16 protein-coding genes and 1 pseudogene are annotated in these 16,808 nt (G+C 30.4%); 11 read left to right on the plus strand and 6 right to left on the minus strand.

The features are described 5' to 3' along the window. The first annotated feature begins 24 nt into the window (after positions 1–24). Positions 25–1,887, plus strand: coding sequence for a glycosyl hydrolase family 18 protein (locus KTC92_RS13375; protein ID WP_220286247.1), 1,863 nt, complete (start codon positions 25–27; stop codon positions 1,885–1,887). Positions 1,888–2,102: 215 nt separating this feature from the next. Here the strand turns inward: KTC92_RS13375 and KTC92_RS13380 are convergent, their stop codons facing one another. The 4 genes from KTC92_RS13380 to KTC92_RS13395 all read right to left on the minus strand — a co-directional run bounded on the left by KTC92_RS13380 (position 2,103) and on the right by KTC92_RS13395 (position 6,649). Then, a complete protein-coding gene (locus KTC92_RS13380; RefSeq protein ID WP_220286248.1) occupies positions 2,103–4,067 on the minus strand; it encodes an FtsX-like permease family protein in 1,965 nt (654 codons plus the stop codon). Next, complete coding sequence (locus tag KTC92_RS13385; protein ID WP_220286249.1) at positions 4,067–4,858, minus strand: ABC transporter ATP-binding protein; 792 nt, start codon at positions 4,856–4,858, stop codon at positions 4,067–4,069. The genes KTC92_RS13380 and KTC92_RS13385 overlap by 1 nt, the downstream gene beginning before the upstream one ends. A 100-nt stretch (positions 4,859–4,958) precedes the next feature. Beyond that, positions 4,959–5,849, minus strand: a complete 891-nt coding sequence (locus KTC92_RS13390; RefSeq protein ID WP_258280605.1) for a sensor histidine kinase — start codon at positions 5,847–5,849, stop codon at positions 4,959–4,961. A gap of 125 nt (positions 5,850–5,974) precedes the next feature. After that, the gene (locus KTC92_RS13395) at positions 5,975–6,649 is read right to left on the minus strand and encodes a response regulator transcription factor (protein ID WP_216302067.1); all 675 of its coding nucleotides are present in this window, start codon (positions 6,647–6,649) and stop codon (positions 5,975–5,977) included. A 226-nt stretch (positions 6,650–6,875) separates the two neighbouring features. On the opposite strand from KTC92_RS13395, the gene KTC92_RS13400 reads away from it, so the two are divergent. The 6 genes from KTC92_RS13400 to KTC92_RS13425 all read left to right on the plus strand — a co-directional run bounded on the left by KTC92_RS13400 (position 6,876) and on the right by KTC92_RS13425 (position 12,288). Further along, positions 6,876–7,841, plus strand: a complete 966-nt coding sequence (locus tag KTC92_RS13400) for a MerR family transcriptional regulator (protein ID WP_220286251.1) — start codon at positions 6,876–6,878, stop codon at positions 7,839–7,841. A gap of 150 nt (positions 7,842–7,991) precedes the next feature. Then, positions 7,992–8,690, plus strand: coding sequence for a response regulator transcription factor (locus KTC92_RS13405; RefSeq protein WP_220286252.1), 699 nt, complete (start codon positions 7,992–7,994; stop codon positions 8,688–8,690). Position 8,691: 1 nt separating this feature from the next. Next, positions 8,692–9,627 carry a sensor histidine kinase KdpD gene (locus tag KTC92_RS13410; RefSeq protein ID WP_220286253.1) on the plus strand — a complete coding sequence of 312 codons (936 nt, stop codon included), beginning with the start codon at positions 8,692–8,694 and terminating at the stop codon, positions 9,625–9,627. Positions 9,628–9,786: 159 nt separating this feature from the next. Continuing rightward, complete coding sequence (locus KTC92_RS13415; RefSeq protein ID WP_220286254.1) at positions 9,787–10,710, plus strand: ABC transporter ATP-binding protein; 924 nt, start codon at positions 9,787–9,789, stop codon at positions 10,708–10,710. Continuing rightward, positions 10,703–11,398 (plus strand): ABC transporter permease, encoded by a 696-nt coding sequence (locus tag KTC92_RS13420; protein WP_220286255.1) that lies wholly within the window; start codon positions 10,703–10,705, stop codon positions 11,396–11,398. Before KTC92_RS13415 ends, KTC92_RS13420 begins: the two co-directional genes overlap by 8 nt. Positions 11,399–11,592: 194 nt before the next feature. After that, a complete protein-coding gene (locus KTC92_RS13425; protein WP_216302193.1) occupies positions 11,593–12,288 on the plus strand; it encodes an ABC transporter permease in 696 nt (231 codons plus the stop codon). A 170-nt stretch (positions 12,289–12,458) separates the two neighbouring features. On the opposite strand, the gene KTC92_RS13430 is transcribed toward KTC92_RS13425, so the two are convergent. Together KTC92_RS13430 and KTC92_RS13435 are read right to left on the minus strand one after the other, a co-directional pair. After that, positions 12,459–12,914, minus strand: a complete 456-nt coding sequence (locus tag KTC92_RS13430) for a YsnF/AvaK domain-containing protein (protein WP_253198099.1) — start codon at positions 12,912–12,914, stop codon at positions 12,459–12,461. A 62-nt stretch (positions 12,915–12,976) separates the two neighbouring features. Next, entirely contained in the window at positions 12,977–13,429 is a 453-nt protein-coding gene (locus tag KTC92_RS13435) for a YsnF/AvaK domain-containing protein (RefSeq protein WP_216302062.1), read from the minus strand. 364 nt (positions 13,430–13,793) lie between these two features. Between KTC92_RS13435 and KTC92_RS13440 the strand changes: the two genes are divergently transcribed. The 4 genes and pseudogenes from KTC92_RS13440 to KTC92_RS13455 all read left to right on the plus strand — a co-directional run. After that, positions 13,794–14,501 (plus strand): M15 family metallopeptidase, encoded by a 708-nt coding sequence (locus KTC92_RS13440; RefSeq protein WP_220286256.1) that lies wholly within the window; start codon positions 13,794–13,796, stop codon positions 14,499–14,501. Between the two features lie 224 nt (positions 14,502–14,725). Further along, positions 14,726–15,436 carry a response regulator transcription factor gene (locus tag KTC92_RS13445; protein WP_220286257.1) on the plus strand — a complete coding sequence of 237 codons (711 nt, stop codon included), beginning with the start codon at positions 14,726–14,728 and terminating at the stop codon, positions 15,434–15,436. Further along, entirely contained in the window at positions 15,414–16,517 is a 1,104-nt protein-coding gene (locus KTC92_RS13450) for a cell wall metabolism sensor histidine kinase WalK (RefSeq protein WP_216302059.1), read from the plus strand. The genes KTC92_RS13445 and KTC92_RS13450 overlap by 23 nt, the downstream gene beginning before the upstream one ends. 6 nt (positions 16,518–16,523) lie before the next feature. Beyond that, positions 16,524–16,749: pseudogene (locus tag KTC92_RS13455) on the plus strand (aldo/keto reductase); the annotation flags it as partial. Between the last annotated feature and the right edge of the window lie 59 nt (positions 16,750–16,808).

The following is a 16,808-nucleotide window of genomic DNA, read 5'->3' on the forward strand; positions in this document are numbered from 1 at the left end:
AAATTATTAAGGGGGATAAAAATTATGTCAAAAGAGAAATTATTTAAAAATATCAAATCAGTAGTAGCATTAGCTGCAATTGCCACGTTAACAATGACAAGTGTTGTACCAGCAGCTACAGTTAATAATCTAGCAGCACCACCACAACGGGAGGTCGAGCAAAAAGCATCTACTTCTAAACTTCGTAATGTTATGTATTATGGAGATTGGTCAATTTGGGGCGGAGAAGGAAACTTTTTTCCTAAAGATATACCGGTAGATAAACTAACACATTTGAATCTTGCATTCATGGACTTTACTAAAGATGGTGAGTTGGTATTTTGTGATAAGGACGCTAATATTGGACATCCGCTAGGAAATGCAGGTGTTACGTATGGAGATATTAATGGTGGTATCATAAATGAATACCAATCTTTAAGAGAGAAAAATCCGAATTTAAAAATTGGTACATCTTTAGGTGGATGGTCTAAATCAAATAATTTCACATGGGTAGCTAGAAATCCACAAACTAGAGCTAAGTTTATTAAAAATGTATTAGATTTTATGGAGTATGCTAATTTAGATTTCGTAGATTTTGATTGGGAATATCCAGGCGAAGTTAGGGCGGCAGACAAGGTTGATAACAAAAATGATATGGGTAATCCCGATTCGATACCGGCAGATAAAGAAAATTATATAACAATGCTTAAAGAATTTAGAGTAGCATTATATGCAAAGGAAAAAATATTAGATAAGAAATATGAGATGTCAGCAGCGTTACCAATGGCACATGAAAAAACTAATGTTGGTATTAATGTTAATGAAATGTTTAAAATATTAGATTTTGGTAACATTATGACTTATGATGCAGCAGGTGCATGGTCAGATACAAGTGGTCATCAAACTGCTCTTTATGATAATCCTAATGATCCGTTTGCAGGAAAGGGATTCACAGTTGATTCAAGTATTAAGAAATATATTGAACTTGGAGCACCATCAGGAAAATTAGTTATAGGTGCCGCATATTACACTAGAGGCTGGGAAAAAGTTTCAAATGATGTGCCAGATAAAAATCTTCCAGGTTTATTTGGAAAAGCAACTCAAATAAAAAAGGATTCAGATGGAACACTCTCTTATGGGGCTACCAATTATGCTCCGGTAAAATCGGGAGACGGTGGTCGTAACAGTGGAGTTTGGGGATGGAGAAATCAAGATGAGTTAAAAGCTAAATATCCAGGAATAAAAGAATATTGGGATGATACTGCAAAAGCACCATACATGTACAATGAAAAGACAGGAGCGTTCTTCACTTATGATAACCCAAGATCAATTGCAGAAAAAACTAAGTATGTTAAGGATAATAACTTAGGTGGGATGATTGCATGGATGGCATCTCAAGATAAGCAAACAGATTCAACTAAGAGAGATGAGTTAACAAAAGCAACTAAAGAAGGTTTATTTGGGAAAGATGCATTACCTACTTATAAAATAGTTCAACCAAAAGTATATGCAAAAGCTTCAGTTACTTCAAGCAAACCAGCATGGGGAAATGGAGGTGCTTTATCTATTGATTTAAAAAATGATTGTAAAATAGAAACAAGCGGCCAAACTATACAACTTACAGAAACAGCTGCAAAGACTTTAAAGCATACTAAATTATATATAAAAACTAATGGAGTTAAAATTACTGGAGGAGAATATCCAGCACCAGCAGTTAAAGAAGAAAATGGATACTATGTTCTTTCATTTGATGGGTCAGAACAAAAACTTATAAAGCCAGGTGCTTCAATGAAGTTTAATTTAAGAACTGATAAAGTATTAAATGGATTAGACGGAATAGTAAGTATTGAAATGACTCAAAGAATGCATGCAAATGGTCCAGAATTCGGTAGAGTTACTTTATACTAAGGTGCTGGAGCGGGTGGAACAACAAACCCAGAAACACCATGGACAGCTTGGGAAAAAGTAGACTAAATAAATAGAAGTATGGGGGTCAAGAAGCTGTAAAGTGATTACAGGATGAATGACTCCCTACTTCTATTTATTTTAAAAATGAGAGGGCATTTAAATAAATAACAAGTCAATGTGCTAATCTATTTTCATGTCCATAATAAAAAAACCATTTACATAACTATCTTCATATACTTCCTTGTAGTAGCAATAAAGTAAACGATATATACAGCTACAAAAATAACAATGCTACTGATAGCGGGTACTATTATGTTATAATTCATCAGTTTGCTTAAAACAGACATTGCAACGCAGCTGTGGATTATGCCAACAACTAAAGGCAACAGATAGGACATTCCTATTTGTATTGCAGTAGCTTTGAAAATTTCTTTCTCTGTCATTCCAAGCCTTTTTAATAAAACATATTTATTTTTATCTAAATAGGCTTCACTTACAATTTTGAAATATATTATGCTTCCTGTTGCAATTATGAAAACTAGTGAAAGAAAAGCTCCAAGGAAATAAATTATTCCAAAAATATTGTAAGAAGATGTATCCTTGCTGGCATTTACACGTAAAGAATCTTTAATTGAATTAGTTGTGAATAATTCACGGAAAGAAGATATGTTCTCACTCACATTTTCACGCGAAGGCTCTTTAGGTGAATTAATCTTGTATAATTCCTGTTTTAGCAATTTCATATTGTCTGTATTATTTATTTTTATCCCATTAAACTGATATGTGTCAGAAGTAGCCTTAAGGAAATCATAGTCTTCATCATTTAATATAAGACATGATGTGGGTATGCCAATACCAAAAACAGGAGTTTTAAGTGTATTCTTTATAGTATAGTCCTTATTATTTATAGAAGCTTTTTCATTTTTATAATCATAAAGACTCATTACTACAGTAGGTGGTGCTACATATATTGTTTCGCCACTGGACAAGGTCTCTTTTTTAAAATCATTAATGTTCTTTGCTTCTAGGTCAGAACTTATTTTTATAAAATCTGAATATTTTAAGGCTACTGTTTCTGAATCCTTCAATTTGGTTTCTACATAAACGTGAGGTTTTATAATAAGAAATTCAGTGTTTTCTTCAAGGATTATATCTTTTTTATATTCCTTTAACTTGTCTCTTACCTGCTGCTTAACTGTTTTTTCAGAAGAAACATAGGAAATTTCATAAGGAGATTGTATATAATCTCTTATTCCAATAAAATACTTAAGAGATGCTACTGTTCCATAAGAAGTTAAAGTAATTGTAGCTAATATGGCAACTGCCGCTAAAGTTCGATAGTTATTTTTTATCCTAAAGGCAATGTTAGACATGCATACTATATTTACTCCATTATATAATATTTTCTTTCTGTTTATTATAAATTTCATTATTATAGAATACACAGAGCCAAAAAACCAACAGGTACCTATTACTACAAATATAATGGCAGGAGGTAGGTTTGCAGTAAATTTCATACCAATAGCATTTCTTGCAAAGTAATATCCCGTAAATATGAATATTATAGACAACAAACCTTTTACATAATTAGCCCTTGGAAGTTTTTCTTCTCGTTTAGTTGCATTAAACAAGTCAATTAACTTACTTCTAGATATGTTTATATAACCTAAAACTGCATTTAAAAAGAAGATTACAAAAAATGTGATGGAAGTTTGAATTATTGCTTTAGTAGATATGAAAAAACCTATTTTCATGTTTAATAGAGCTACTTTAGCCAGCATCATTAGAAACAGCTTACAAAAGATAATTCCAAGTAAAAGCCCAACTGCTGTTGCAGTTATTCCCATAAAAATAAGTTCTATAGAATAAATAAGTGCTATTTGAGAATTGGAGACGCCCATAAAAGCATAAATTCCTATTTCTTTTTTTCTTTGATTTAAAAAGAAAGAACTTGAAAACCAGATGAAAAATATAATAAATAAAAGTAGCAACCAAGAAACTGAACTTGATACGTCTTTAATATAATAACTAGTTTCATTAGCTTTTTGAAAATCTGGATTATATTTCAGTGCTACAAAATTGTAGAAAACAAGCACTGAAAAAATCATAGACATTATATATAGACTGTAGACTTTTATGTTTCTCTTAAAATTATCGAAAGCTATGCTGAAGGAATTCATTAAAAAGCCCTCCTATTTTCTTCCCTTTGTCCGTAATAATCTGTATCGCCACTCATTGATGCACCCATGTCCATAATTCGCTTAAAAAACTCTTTTCTTCCTTGATTTTTATCAAGTTTTGCATGAATCTTTCCATCTTTTATAAACATTATTCGTCTGCAATAGCTTGCAGCAAACGCATCATGAGTCACCATTATTATAGTAGTTTTAAATTTCTCATTTAGGTCTGTAAGGCATTGCAGAAGTTCTGCTGCCGATTTCGAATCCAAGGCCCCTGTAGGTTCGTCTGCAAATATAACCGAAGGTGAAGTTATAAGAGCCCTAGCTGCGGCGGTTCTTTGCTTTTGACCGCCAGAAAGCTGATATGGATATTTGCTTAGATGATCCTTTAAGCCTAAAAAGCCAGCAATCTCATTTACCTTTTTTATTATTTCATCATGATTTACTTTACTAAGGGCAAGAGGGAGCGCTATATTATCCTGAATAGACATTGTATCGAGTAGGTTAAAATCCTGAAATATAAAACCTATTTTGTTCTTCCTAAAAGCTGCAAGGTCACGTCCCTTAATTCTTTTCATATCATTTTCTTCAAAGAAATAGCTACCACTAGTAGGTTCATCAATGGTAGAAATAATATTTAAAAGAGTAGTTTTACCTGACCCGGAAGGTCCCATTATGCCTAGAAATTCACCCTTTTCAACTTGCAAATCAAGTCCATCTAAAGCGTTAGACGCCATACCTTTTAAGCCGTAAACTTTCTTTAAATTTTTAGTTTCAATAACAATACTCATAAAAATCCTCCTCATAAAATAAAAGCTTACCTTTATTCTACCTATTGACCTCGCTTCCTGCCATCGAATTTAAGTTACATTTAATGTTTTAAGGTTACATTTATGTAACCTTTGCGTAATCTGATAGTTTATAGAAACACACATTAAATTCTGTACCCTTTTCTTCCTCAGATTTAACATATATATTATGACTTAATTTATGAGCCATTTTTTTAGATAAATATAAACCCATGCCTGTGGATTTTGCTAAGATTCTTCCGTTTTCTCCTGTAAAACCCCTGTCAAATATTCTTTTTATGTCTTTTTCTTTTATTCCAATACCATTATCTTTAACATGAAGTACAATAACTTTCGATTCTTCATTAACACAAATAGTTATTTTACCATCATTAGGTACATATTTGCAGGCATTATTAATAAGCTGATCAACAATATATGAGAGCCATTTTTCATCTGTCGTAACAGTGTAGTTTATATTCCCAAGTTCTAAACTTATGTTTTTTGATATGAAAAGTGTAGCATTTCTTCTAACGACTTTTTTTATCAGAGTTTCAATGTTAATTTCATTGATTTGTAAATCTTCCGAATAGCTAGATGATCTACTTGTATAAAGGACCTGGTTAATAAGGAAATTTATTCGATTAAATTCGAGTATAAGCTGCTCTGACATAGTTATTTCCTCTATTTTACCAGCGATGAGCTCACATACCGAAACAGGTATTTTTATTTCATGAACCCACTTTGTTATATAATCATTCATTTCATCAAGGTCTGACTTTACTTCTTGAACTTTTTCTTCCATTTCAACATTTTTAAGTTTGACTATATCTTTTATAAGCTGAACCTCAAAATAGTAACTGCTACTTGGTAATCTTGTATCTACTTTATCTTTATTATTTATAGCTTCGCAAATCCCTTTGTAACTGTATGCCCACCTTTTATAATCAATAAATGTAAAGATTAATGATATAAAAAGGAGCAAAAAATCCATGTATGCTATATCGGTAAATTGTGCATCAATAGGATTGCTGCTTAATAGGATTAGATTTATAGTAAACAAAATACAGATGAAATATAATATTTTTAAGGCTGAATTTTTAATATATGTCATTATAGTCATAGTATCATGTACCCATATCCTTTTTTAGTAACTATAAAATCATTGAGGCCAATACCGCAAAGTTTCTCGCGGAGCCTGTTAATGTTTACTGTAAGAGTATTGTCATTAATAAAATTATCATCATCCCAAAGTGCCCTCATTATCCTCTCGCGAGATATGGTCTTACCCCTGTTTTTCATAAGAAGTAGCATTACTTTGAATTCATTTTTTGTCAGCTCAATTTTCGCTTCTTTATGCATTAGAGTATTTTCAATTAAGTTTAGGATTACTCCATCACATTCTACTAAATCAGAAGTTTGCTCACCATAAGAATAGGCTCTTCTAAGCAATGCATTTATTTTAGCAATTAAAATATCCATTGAAAAAGGCTTGGTTATATATTCATCACCACCGGTATTCATGGCCATGATAATATCCATATTCGTATCCCTTGAAGAAACGAATATTATAGGCACCTTTGATACTTCGCGAAGCTTATTACACCAGTAAAATCCATCAAAGCAAGGTAGATTTACATCCATAATAACCAAATCTGGATTGTTGCGAGCAAACTCTGCAGTTATGTTCTCAAAGTTATCCACAGGCATTGCATCAAACCCCCACTTTATCAACATTTCATTCATGTTAGTGCACAGTGATTTATCATCTTCAACTATCATTATCTTATACATTTTTTACACCCCTAAAATAAGGTGAAACATCAATGGTTAGTTTCGCCTAATATTATATATAATAGAAATCTGAAAATTTCCAGTAAAATTTGCCTTGTTTAGTATAATTGTAACATTAATAATAATGAGGGTAAATCTCTAGATTATTTAACAATACTATAAAAAGAATTGACATGTACCTCACTGTCAGGTTTAAAATTGAATTATTATAAGGGAGGGGTGACGCATGAACATAAAAGATGCTGCTGAAAAAACTGGATTAACCAAAAGGGCAATAAAGTATTACGAAAGTGAAGGGTTAATTATGCCTTTAAAAAATATTCAAAATAACTATAGAGAGTACACTTGTCAAGATGTCATAAAGCTTAATTTAATAGGGGCGCTTAGAGTAGTGGGTATTCCCATTGCACAAATCAAAACTGTGACTTCTGGTAACAAAAGTATTCCCGAAGTTATGGCGCAAGCGCTTTCTAGAATAGATAAAGATATTGAAAATTTAGAGAAAAGTAGACTAATTATTTTAAATATTATAGAGAAAAATTTAACTGATTATGACGCTGCGGGAGAACATATAAAGCTGCTTAGGGAAACATTAGAATTGTCCATAGGTGAAAAGAAAGAATATATTTCAACTGCTCTTAGTAGAATATTCCCAGGAATATTTGGTGAAAGTCTTATTATGAACTTTGAACCATTTTTGAATATTGTTATTGATAACGAGGGAAAAAGAAGAGTGTGGTTAAAACTTGTGGAGGAATTGGATGAAATAAATACCGAAGAATTTTTTTTGGATAATAACTATTTTAAGGAACTTGAAAATAAGCTTGAAAATGAAGGTATTTCAGAAGAAGATAAGAGAAGACATTTGTCCGGCATTAAAAATATAATAAATTATGATAAAGCATACATTAAAGGGTATATAAAAAGGATTAAGGACAGTTACCTATTGTTAAAAGAAGATGAAAAAGAAAAGGAACAAGTGAACGAATTCGGTTCATTTTGCGATGATTATTCTAAAGAATTTGGGCGTTTTCACACGAAATTTAGTGAATATTTGACTATTCTTAATGAAGATTATAAAAAATATATAAAAAATATGATAAAAATGAATGATGAACTAAATAAAAAGATGGAAGAAGAAACAGGGATGAATGTAAATGAATTTTTTGAAAGATATATTATAGAAAAATAAATATTTTGCATAATCAAATTAGGTGTTAGTCATTGTATTTTCTATTGAAAGAGAGAACAATGAATGTGTAAATTTACAGGTATTTATTTACACTGATAACTAAGTTATAATAAAGTTATAAATATTTATAAAAAAAGAGGTGTCACTTTTATGGAAAATAGAATTCTACTTGTTGAAGATGATATAGCTATTAGTGAAATGGTTGAGAATTACCTAATAAAAGAGGGTTTTAACATAACTACTGCTTTCAATGGGGAAGAAGGAGTAGGTAAGTTTTTAAATAATTCCTTTGATTTAATTGTTCTTGATATAATGATGCCAAGGCTTGATGGAATGGAAGTTATGAAAATTGTCAGAGAAACAAGCTTAATACCTATTTTAATTATGTCAGCAAAGGACAGTGATGTAGACACGGCTGTAGGACTGGGACTCGGTGCTGATGACTATATCACAAAGCCTTTTTCAATGATAGAGCTTTGTGCAAGGATTAAGGCAGGGATAAGACGTGCCAATCAATATGCTAAAAACGATAAGAAAGAAGAAGCGACTATTATTAATGTTAACCACCTTACTGTTAATTTGAAAAACTATTCAGTTACTAAAAAGGGTGTAAATCTACAGCTGACTTCAAAAGAATTTGATATTTTAAGACTATTCATTTCGAATCCAAATAGAGTTTTTACTAAAGCACAAATCTACAGTGTTGTTTGGAATGATAAATATTTTGGAGATGAGAATGTTATAAATGTGCATATGAGAAGATTAAGAGAGAAAATAGAGGACAATCCTTCAGAGCCTAAATATCTTAAAACATTATGGGGCATAGGCTACAAATTAGGAGAATTTTAAAATGATTATTTTTTTATTAATAGTAATAGTTATTTTATTGGGTATCATTTACATTCAGCATAAATCCAAAAAACATAGAAGTGACAATTTAAAGTACATTCATGAAAAGTTAAACAATATTATAAAAAGCAACACCGGTGAAAAGCTTTTAGTCTTTACTGACGATAAAGAGATTATACCCATTTTAATAGAGATTAATAAGGTTTTAGAACATAATCAAAAAATACTAGCAGATTATTTGAAGGCTGAAATAACAATGAAGAAAATGCTTTCAAATATCTCTCATGATTTAAAAACACCACTTACAGTGGTGCTTGGGTATATTGAAACAATAAAACTGGACAGCGATATAAGCAGCGAAGAAAGAAATTTCTTATTATCAAAGGTTGAAAATAAAACAAAAGAAGTGATGAAGCTCATTAATAAGTTCTTTGACTTAGCAAAGCTAGAGTCAGGGGACACGGATATCCCACTAACAAGAATTAATATTAATGAGGTTTGCAAAAAAAACATATTAGCTTTTTATGATATTTTAACTAATAAAGGCTTTGAGGTTATTATTGATATTCCAAAAATCAACATTTATTGTCTAGGAAATGAAGAGGCGCTAGATAGAATTATAAATAATTTCATTTCAAATGCCATTAAATATGGAAACGATGGAATGGTTTTAGGATTAACACTTAGAAGTGATGAGGAGTATGTATATGTAGAGGTTTGGGATAAGGGTAAAGGCATTAGTGAAACGCATCAAGATAGGGTCTTTGAAAGAATGTACACCCTTGAGGATTCAAGAAATAAACTGTATCAGGGCAGTGGTCTTGGTCTTACAATAACTAAAAGACTTGTAGAAAAATTAGAGGGAGAGATAATCCTCGAGAGCAAACCTTATGAGAAAACGTCATTTATTTTTAAATTAAAAAGAATAACCTATTAATGATTATGAAAAGCAAGGTGACCTGTCTATAGTACCACTATAAAGATAGGGCACCTTTTTTTAGAAAAGACTTAAGAAGTTTGTAAGATTTAAGTAATAAAAAAGAGAAGTTCAATTGCTATAATATAAATATGGAAAGTGGTTGAAGGGGGAGACAAAATGGAATATATACTAAAAACTAGTAATTTGACTAAAACATATAATGGCAAAGAAGTGGTAGCAAATGTGAATATGAATATTAAAAAGGGTGAAATTTATGGATTTCTAGGACCAAATGGTGCAGGGAAAACAACAATTATGAAGATAATGACAAATCTAGTTAAGCCTACAAGTGGTGAAGTTGAAATTTTCGGCGAAAAGCTTACAGATACCTCTTATGAGGTTTTAAAAAGACTTGGTTCTATCATTGAATATCCCGTGTTTTATGAAAGGCTTACAGCCAGAGAAAATTTGGAGCTTCACTGTGGGTACATGGGTTACCACGATAAGGGAGCAATTGATAAAGCGATAGATCTTGTAAATCTAAAAAATATTGATAATAAACTAGTTAAAGATTTTTCTCTTGGTATGAAGCAAAGGCTTGGAATTGCAAGAGCAATCACAACCAAGCCAGAATTATTAATACTAGACGAACCTATCAATGGACTTGACCCAATAGGCATTAAGGATTTAAGAAATTTATTTAAAATGTTGAGTAAGGAGTACGGAATAACTATATTGTTATCTAGTCATAGTTTAGGAGAAATTGAGCAAATAGCGGATACCATAGGAGTTATAAATAGTGGTAGATTAATAGAGGAAGTTTCTATGCAAAGCATCAGAGAAAGTAATACAGAATATATAGAACTGGTTACTAAAGATTACAAAAAAGCGTCGTATATTTTATCAAACAATCTTAATATATCCAATTTTAAAGTTCTGGATATTGGTGTAATAAGGATATATGAAGCTACAGTACCACAAAGCATTATATCTAAAACCTTAGTTTTAAATGATGTTCTCATTGAAGAAATAACTAAGAAAAACAGTTCATTAGAAGAACACTTCTTAAACTTGTTAAATGGAGGTGACATGGATGTTTAAATTAATGAAATTAGAAATGAAAAAGGTTAAGATGGGGGGATATATAAAAGGAGCCATAATCGCAAATATAGTTATAATAGCTATATTCGCAATGACAATTGTTGTATCAAAAAATGTAGGGGACATAGACTTTACTAGCCTTCCTTTTACTTTTTCAATGGTTGATACCACGGTAAAAGCTACTTTTATAATATTTGCTTCAGTGCTTATTGCCAGGTTCATAATTGAAGAATATAAGAGCAATACAATTACGGTATTGTTTATGTATCCTATAAGTAGAAAAAAGTTGATCATAGCTAAACTGCTCATTGTGGTGTTATTCACTTTTATATCTACAGTTTTATCTAATATCTTTATAGATTTTGTTTTATGCATTATTAATAACTTTTACAATTTTACGTCTGATAAATTAACCAGTTCCACAATAATAAGGAGTTTTATGACTATTGGTATTAATGCTTTAGCATCTAGCGGTATGGGACTAATTCCTATATATTTTGGGATGAGAAAAAAATCGGTACCTACTACAATAATATCTTCAATATTAATAGTATCTATTGTATGTTCTAATAATGGAGGGTACTCATTAAGTGATATTATTGCAATACCAATAGCACTTTCTATTGTAGGAGTATTTATTGCGTATCTAACTATAAGGAATATAGAACATATAGATTTGATTAAATAATATTTAGCAAATTTGTATATTAGGAGAGGAATAAATGAAGTTGAAACCTCTTGCATTTATCAATGATGGTAAGGGTAAGTACAGTAATGAGTGCAGGTTGTTAGAAGGAACTTGATTAAGGAACTACAAGTAGATTTAGAGGTATAAAAAATAGGAAATACACTTTTGAAATTTATTACATGGAGATGACATGGATGTTTAAATTAATGAAATTAGAAATGAAGAAGGTTAAGATGGGGGGGTATATAAAAGGAGCGATAATCGCAAACATAATTATAATAGCTATGTTAGTAGCAATAATTTTTGTATCCAAACATGAAGGGGAAATAGAGTTTACTAGCATTCTTTTTACTTTTTCTATGGTTGATAGAATGGTAAAAGCTAATTTCACAATATTTGCTTCAGTGCTTATTGCTAGGTTCATAATTGAAGAATATAAAAGCAATACAATTACGGTATTGTTTATGTATCCTATAAGTAGAAAAAAATTGATTATGGCTAAATTACTTATTGTTGTATTATTCACCTTTATATCTACAGTTTTATCTAATATTTTTATAGATCTTGTTTTATGCATTATTAATAACTTTTACAATTTTACGCCTGATAAATTAACCAGTTCCACAATAATAAGGAGTTTTATGACTATTGGTATTAATGCTTTAGCTTCTACCGGTATGGGACTAATCCCTCTATATTTTGGGATGAGAAAAAAATCGGTACCTACTACGATAGTATCTTCAATATTAATAGTATCTATTGTATGCTCCGATATGGGGGGGGTCTCATTAAGTAATATTATTTCAATATCAATAGCACTTTCTATTATAGGAGGATTTATTGCGTATCTATCTATAAGGAATATAGAACATATAGATGCGATTAAATAAGGTATTGTATTGAAAGATATGGGAATAACCATCACAGTGAGTTTTCAATAACACGGTGATGGTTTAATTTCTAGATTCTAGAGCTATTCATCCTAATATACTTATGTGGATATTTTCAATCTTTGAAAAAGTAACATAAAATTTAGAAATTAAAAGCGCTTTAAACTTAATTAGTCTTTAATTCTTAGGGAGCCAGATATCTTAACTTTAGCTTCTTCTCTTTTTAATGTTGCTTCAATGATTTTTATATCTTGTATCTTCTGTTTATATATGGATACATCTTCTAAAGTAACTTTGTGCCTTGTAAATTCGATACTTTCTTCACTAAGAGGGATGCGTATTACTTCTGTATGCATATCTTTGTGTTTTGTAGTAATATCTGCAGGAATTGTATGTTCTATTACAAGATCTACGAGTTCAACAGGCACAGTAAAACTTTTTTGTAGCGTAGAAGACTCTCTATAAATCTTAACATCTCCTGTTTGCATCCACTCTTTAGAGATATCAAGTTGTTCTTCTTTAATTTTAAGGGTAACATTTTTATTAGGGTCACATATGCTTTGTTTCAAAGCAGCTGCTTTTGGCATATATTTACCGTTTTTGTTTTCTGTGGAATCCATTGCCATGCTTTTTCCCTCCACTTATCTTGAAAAACACCTCACGAGCCATTAGTGAGGTGTTTTCTAATTTATTGTTTTTGATCGGTTCCATTGTCAATTATATTGACATCACCAATTTTATTTATTCGAGCTTCTTCTCGTTTAAGGGTCTCATCTATATGCACTGTATTTTCAATTTCGTGTTTATGAGCTGAAATTTCACCTGTTATTACTGTATGTTTACCTACATTAACTTTCTCCTCACTTACAGGAATGTTAATGGTTTCTTCACTAGTAATAGGGGAATCACTTGCTTCATTGTTTAAGGTTCTTCTTTCAATTACTACTTCTTCACGTATTACGGGTACTTCAACTTTTTTATGTTCTTCTAAAATTTCCTTACTAATTTCTACATCACCTTTTTGTACTCTGCTTTTCGAAATATCAAGCTCTTCTTTGCGCAGACTAAGGTTTGCGGTATCATCAGTAGTTTTTTTGACAGCGGAATCACCTTTTTCAAAAAATCCATCAAGTATGCTCATATATAATACCTCCATATATTAATAATTTTAATTCATTAATATATTGTCCTTTAAAGAAATATATTATCCTAAAGATTTGTATGTAATGATTGATTCAATAAATACTAAAATGTTTAAATTAACCATTTTTTATTGTTTACTTATACATAATAATGAAGCTTGAAGGTGTAGCTGTATTCTACATAAAGATAATCATACCGTAATCTTAAGAAATCTTAAGGTTTAATTACAATTTTCTTAAACTCCTTTTTGTAATATAAGAAAGTAAGGAATATACATTTTACTTTGTTGAAAAATTTCAAATAAAATAAATGTGTTATTTACTTGAAATTAAGTTTTAAAAGTAAATAAGGAGGAGTTTAAGGTGAAGAAGAAAATCGGAGTGATTTTGATTTTAGGAATTGTATGCTTAATGTATATAAACAGCAAATATGGTAGTATAAAAGTTATAGGGGATGTAATTGAAAGGAATGCTTATATTGAATCTATTAAAGATATGTCTAATGACAATAGCAATGTAGATGATGGAGAGTTAATGTTAGTGAATAGAAAAAATACTCTGGATAAGGATTATGTTCCACATAATTTAAAAGTGGCAAAGGTTAAAATTTATCCTAACGTGTCAAATGAAGAAATGCAAATGGAAGGGAATGCAGTAGATGCACTTAAAAGACTATTTGATAAAGGTGAGGAGGAAGGAATTATACTTTATGCATTATCTGGTTATAGGTCTTATGCAACTCAAAAAGAGTTATATGAAAATAGTATTAAAATAAGAGGGAAAGGGTATACATATAAGTATGTGGCAACGGTAGGTAAAAGTGAGCATCAATCAGGGTTAGCAATGGATATAACTAATGCTGAAAAGAGTACAGGTTTTGAAAACACTAAAGAAGGTAAATGGCTTCAAGAGAATGCTTATAAATTTGGATTTATAATAAGATATGGAAAAGGAAAAGAAGATATTACAGGTTATAATTATGAACCTTGGCATGTAAGGTATGTAGGTGTCGAGAATTCAGAGAAAATTTACTCAAAAGATATTACTTTGGAGGAGTTTTTAGGATCTTAAACAATCAAAGCATATAATCAAAGTATGTTTGGTATGATATTACCTGTGTTTTTAGTAAATGAACTTGGAATAAATCTTCCATATTTTGTGTTTCTATATTTATGTTCGACAAATATATTTTTAAGTTATATACTTATTAAAAATGTATAAGTTTCAACCTTAAGTACGCTTAGAAGTTATATATTGAACAAAATGCTATCTGAACAAATAAATGGAGTGATTATATGGGTAAAAATATATTAGTTGTAGATGATGATAAAGAAATAGTTAATTTAATTGAAATATATTTAACCAATGAAGGACATGATATTTACAAAGCATATGATGGGGAACAAGCTTTGCAGGTTATAGATAATTATAATATAAATCTTATAATACTAGATATAATGATGCCTAAAATTGATGGTATAGAAGTGTGTAACAAAGTTCGCGAGAAGCTTAATATACCTATAATTATGTTAAGTGCTAAAAATCAAGATTCAGATAAAATAAAAGGGCTATTGTCAGGAGCTGATGATTATATGGTAAAACCATTTAATCCTTTAGAGCTTATGGTTAGAGTTAAGTCTATATTTAGAAGAATTTACGAATTCGATAAAAATAGCAACGAATTAAAAGATAGAGATATTATAGTTATAGGACCACTTAAAATTAAAAAATCCACTCATCGGGTAGAAGTATATAATAAGATTATTGCTTTAACTTCTACAGAGTTCGAAATATTACACGTCTTAGCTAATAATCCAGGGAGAGTTTTTAGTGCAGAAGAAATATTTCAAAGGGTTTGGAAGGAAAAATATTATCAATCTAATAATACAGTTATGACTCACATGAGTAAATTAAGAGATAAGCTTGATGAGGTTTTAGATGGTGAGAAACTTATTCATACTATATGGGGAGTAGGGTATAAAATTGAAAAGAAAACTTATATATAAATTAGAGTTAAAAGTAGTTTTTAATATATTACTTGCTTTTCTATTATCAGCATTAACAATGGCAGTAATGTATATTATGTGGAAGTTTTTTTTGGAAATAGGTGCAATCTATTCACAACAAGTTTTAGATAGAATTTATAGGGCAAGGCTACATTACGATTTTATAAAGATAGCAATTGAACTATGGATAATAATTTTTATAAGTTATTCCCATTTATTGCTTTACAAGAAGATTAAGTACTTTGTAGAAGTCGATGAACATATAAAAGCTATAGCAGAGGGTAGGATAGATAAAAAGATACCAGAACAATCGAAAGCAGAGCTAGGGAAAATAGCTAAAAATATGAATGAAATAATAGAAAAATTAAATAAATCAATAGAGGAAGAGCGGAGATCCGAACAAACAAAGTATGAATTAATAACAAATGTATCTCATGATTTACGTACTCCATTAACATCAATACTAGGGTATCTTGAACTCATAGATAAGGATAAATATAAAGATGAAGTTGAACTTAGATATTATGTAAATATTGCCTATGAAAAATCAAAACGATTGAATAATTTAATCAATGATTTATTTCAGTATACTATAATGAGGAATAGTACTTTAAAATTAAATAAAGAATTAATAAACGTAATTGAACTAATAAATCAAATGGTATTGGAATTTAGGCTAGAGTTTAGAAAAGTAGATATAGAGTGTAGGACATATTTTTCGGAGGATAAACTCTTAATAGTGGCTGATGCAGTTAAAATGGCTAGGGCATTTGAAAATCTAATTTCTAATGGCATGAACTATGGTAGTGGGACTGAGTATATTGACATATGTACTAGGAAAGAAAATAATAGTGCGGTTATAGAGATAATTAATTATGGTGAGCCAATACCAAGTATAGATGTACCTTTTATTTTTGAAAGGTTCTATAGAGTTGAAAAATCACGTTCAGGATTTACTGGAGGTTCAGGATTAGGTCTCGCTATAACCAAAAGTATAATAGAGCTTCATGAAGGTGAAATTTTTGTTGAAAGCAATTATGAGAGAACTGCTTTTATAATTAAATTGCCCTTGGATAGTTAATAAGGTGATAAATTCCCAGAGCTAAACAATAAACGAAATTGCAGCTACTAGAGGTGTATCAAATACAGCAATTGCAATTACTTGGATTCTAAGGCATCCTGCTAAAATCCAGCCATTAGTGGGTACAACAAACCAAAAGCGTTTAAAGGATATTTGTAAGGCCTCGCAGGTTAAACTAACAAGGATTGAGTGGTATGAGATATATAGGGCGGCGGGTAATAAGCTTCCATAAATAGCTGATATAAGAGTAATAAAGTGAATTACCTAAGGATGGTATAGGTTAATTCACAT

This window comes from Clostridium sp. CM027, from assembly GCF_024730565.1.
GTDB classification, from domain to species: domain Bacteria; phylum Bacillota; class Clostridia; order Clostridiales; family Clostridiaceae; genus Clostridium_AD; species Clostridium_AD estertheticum_B.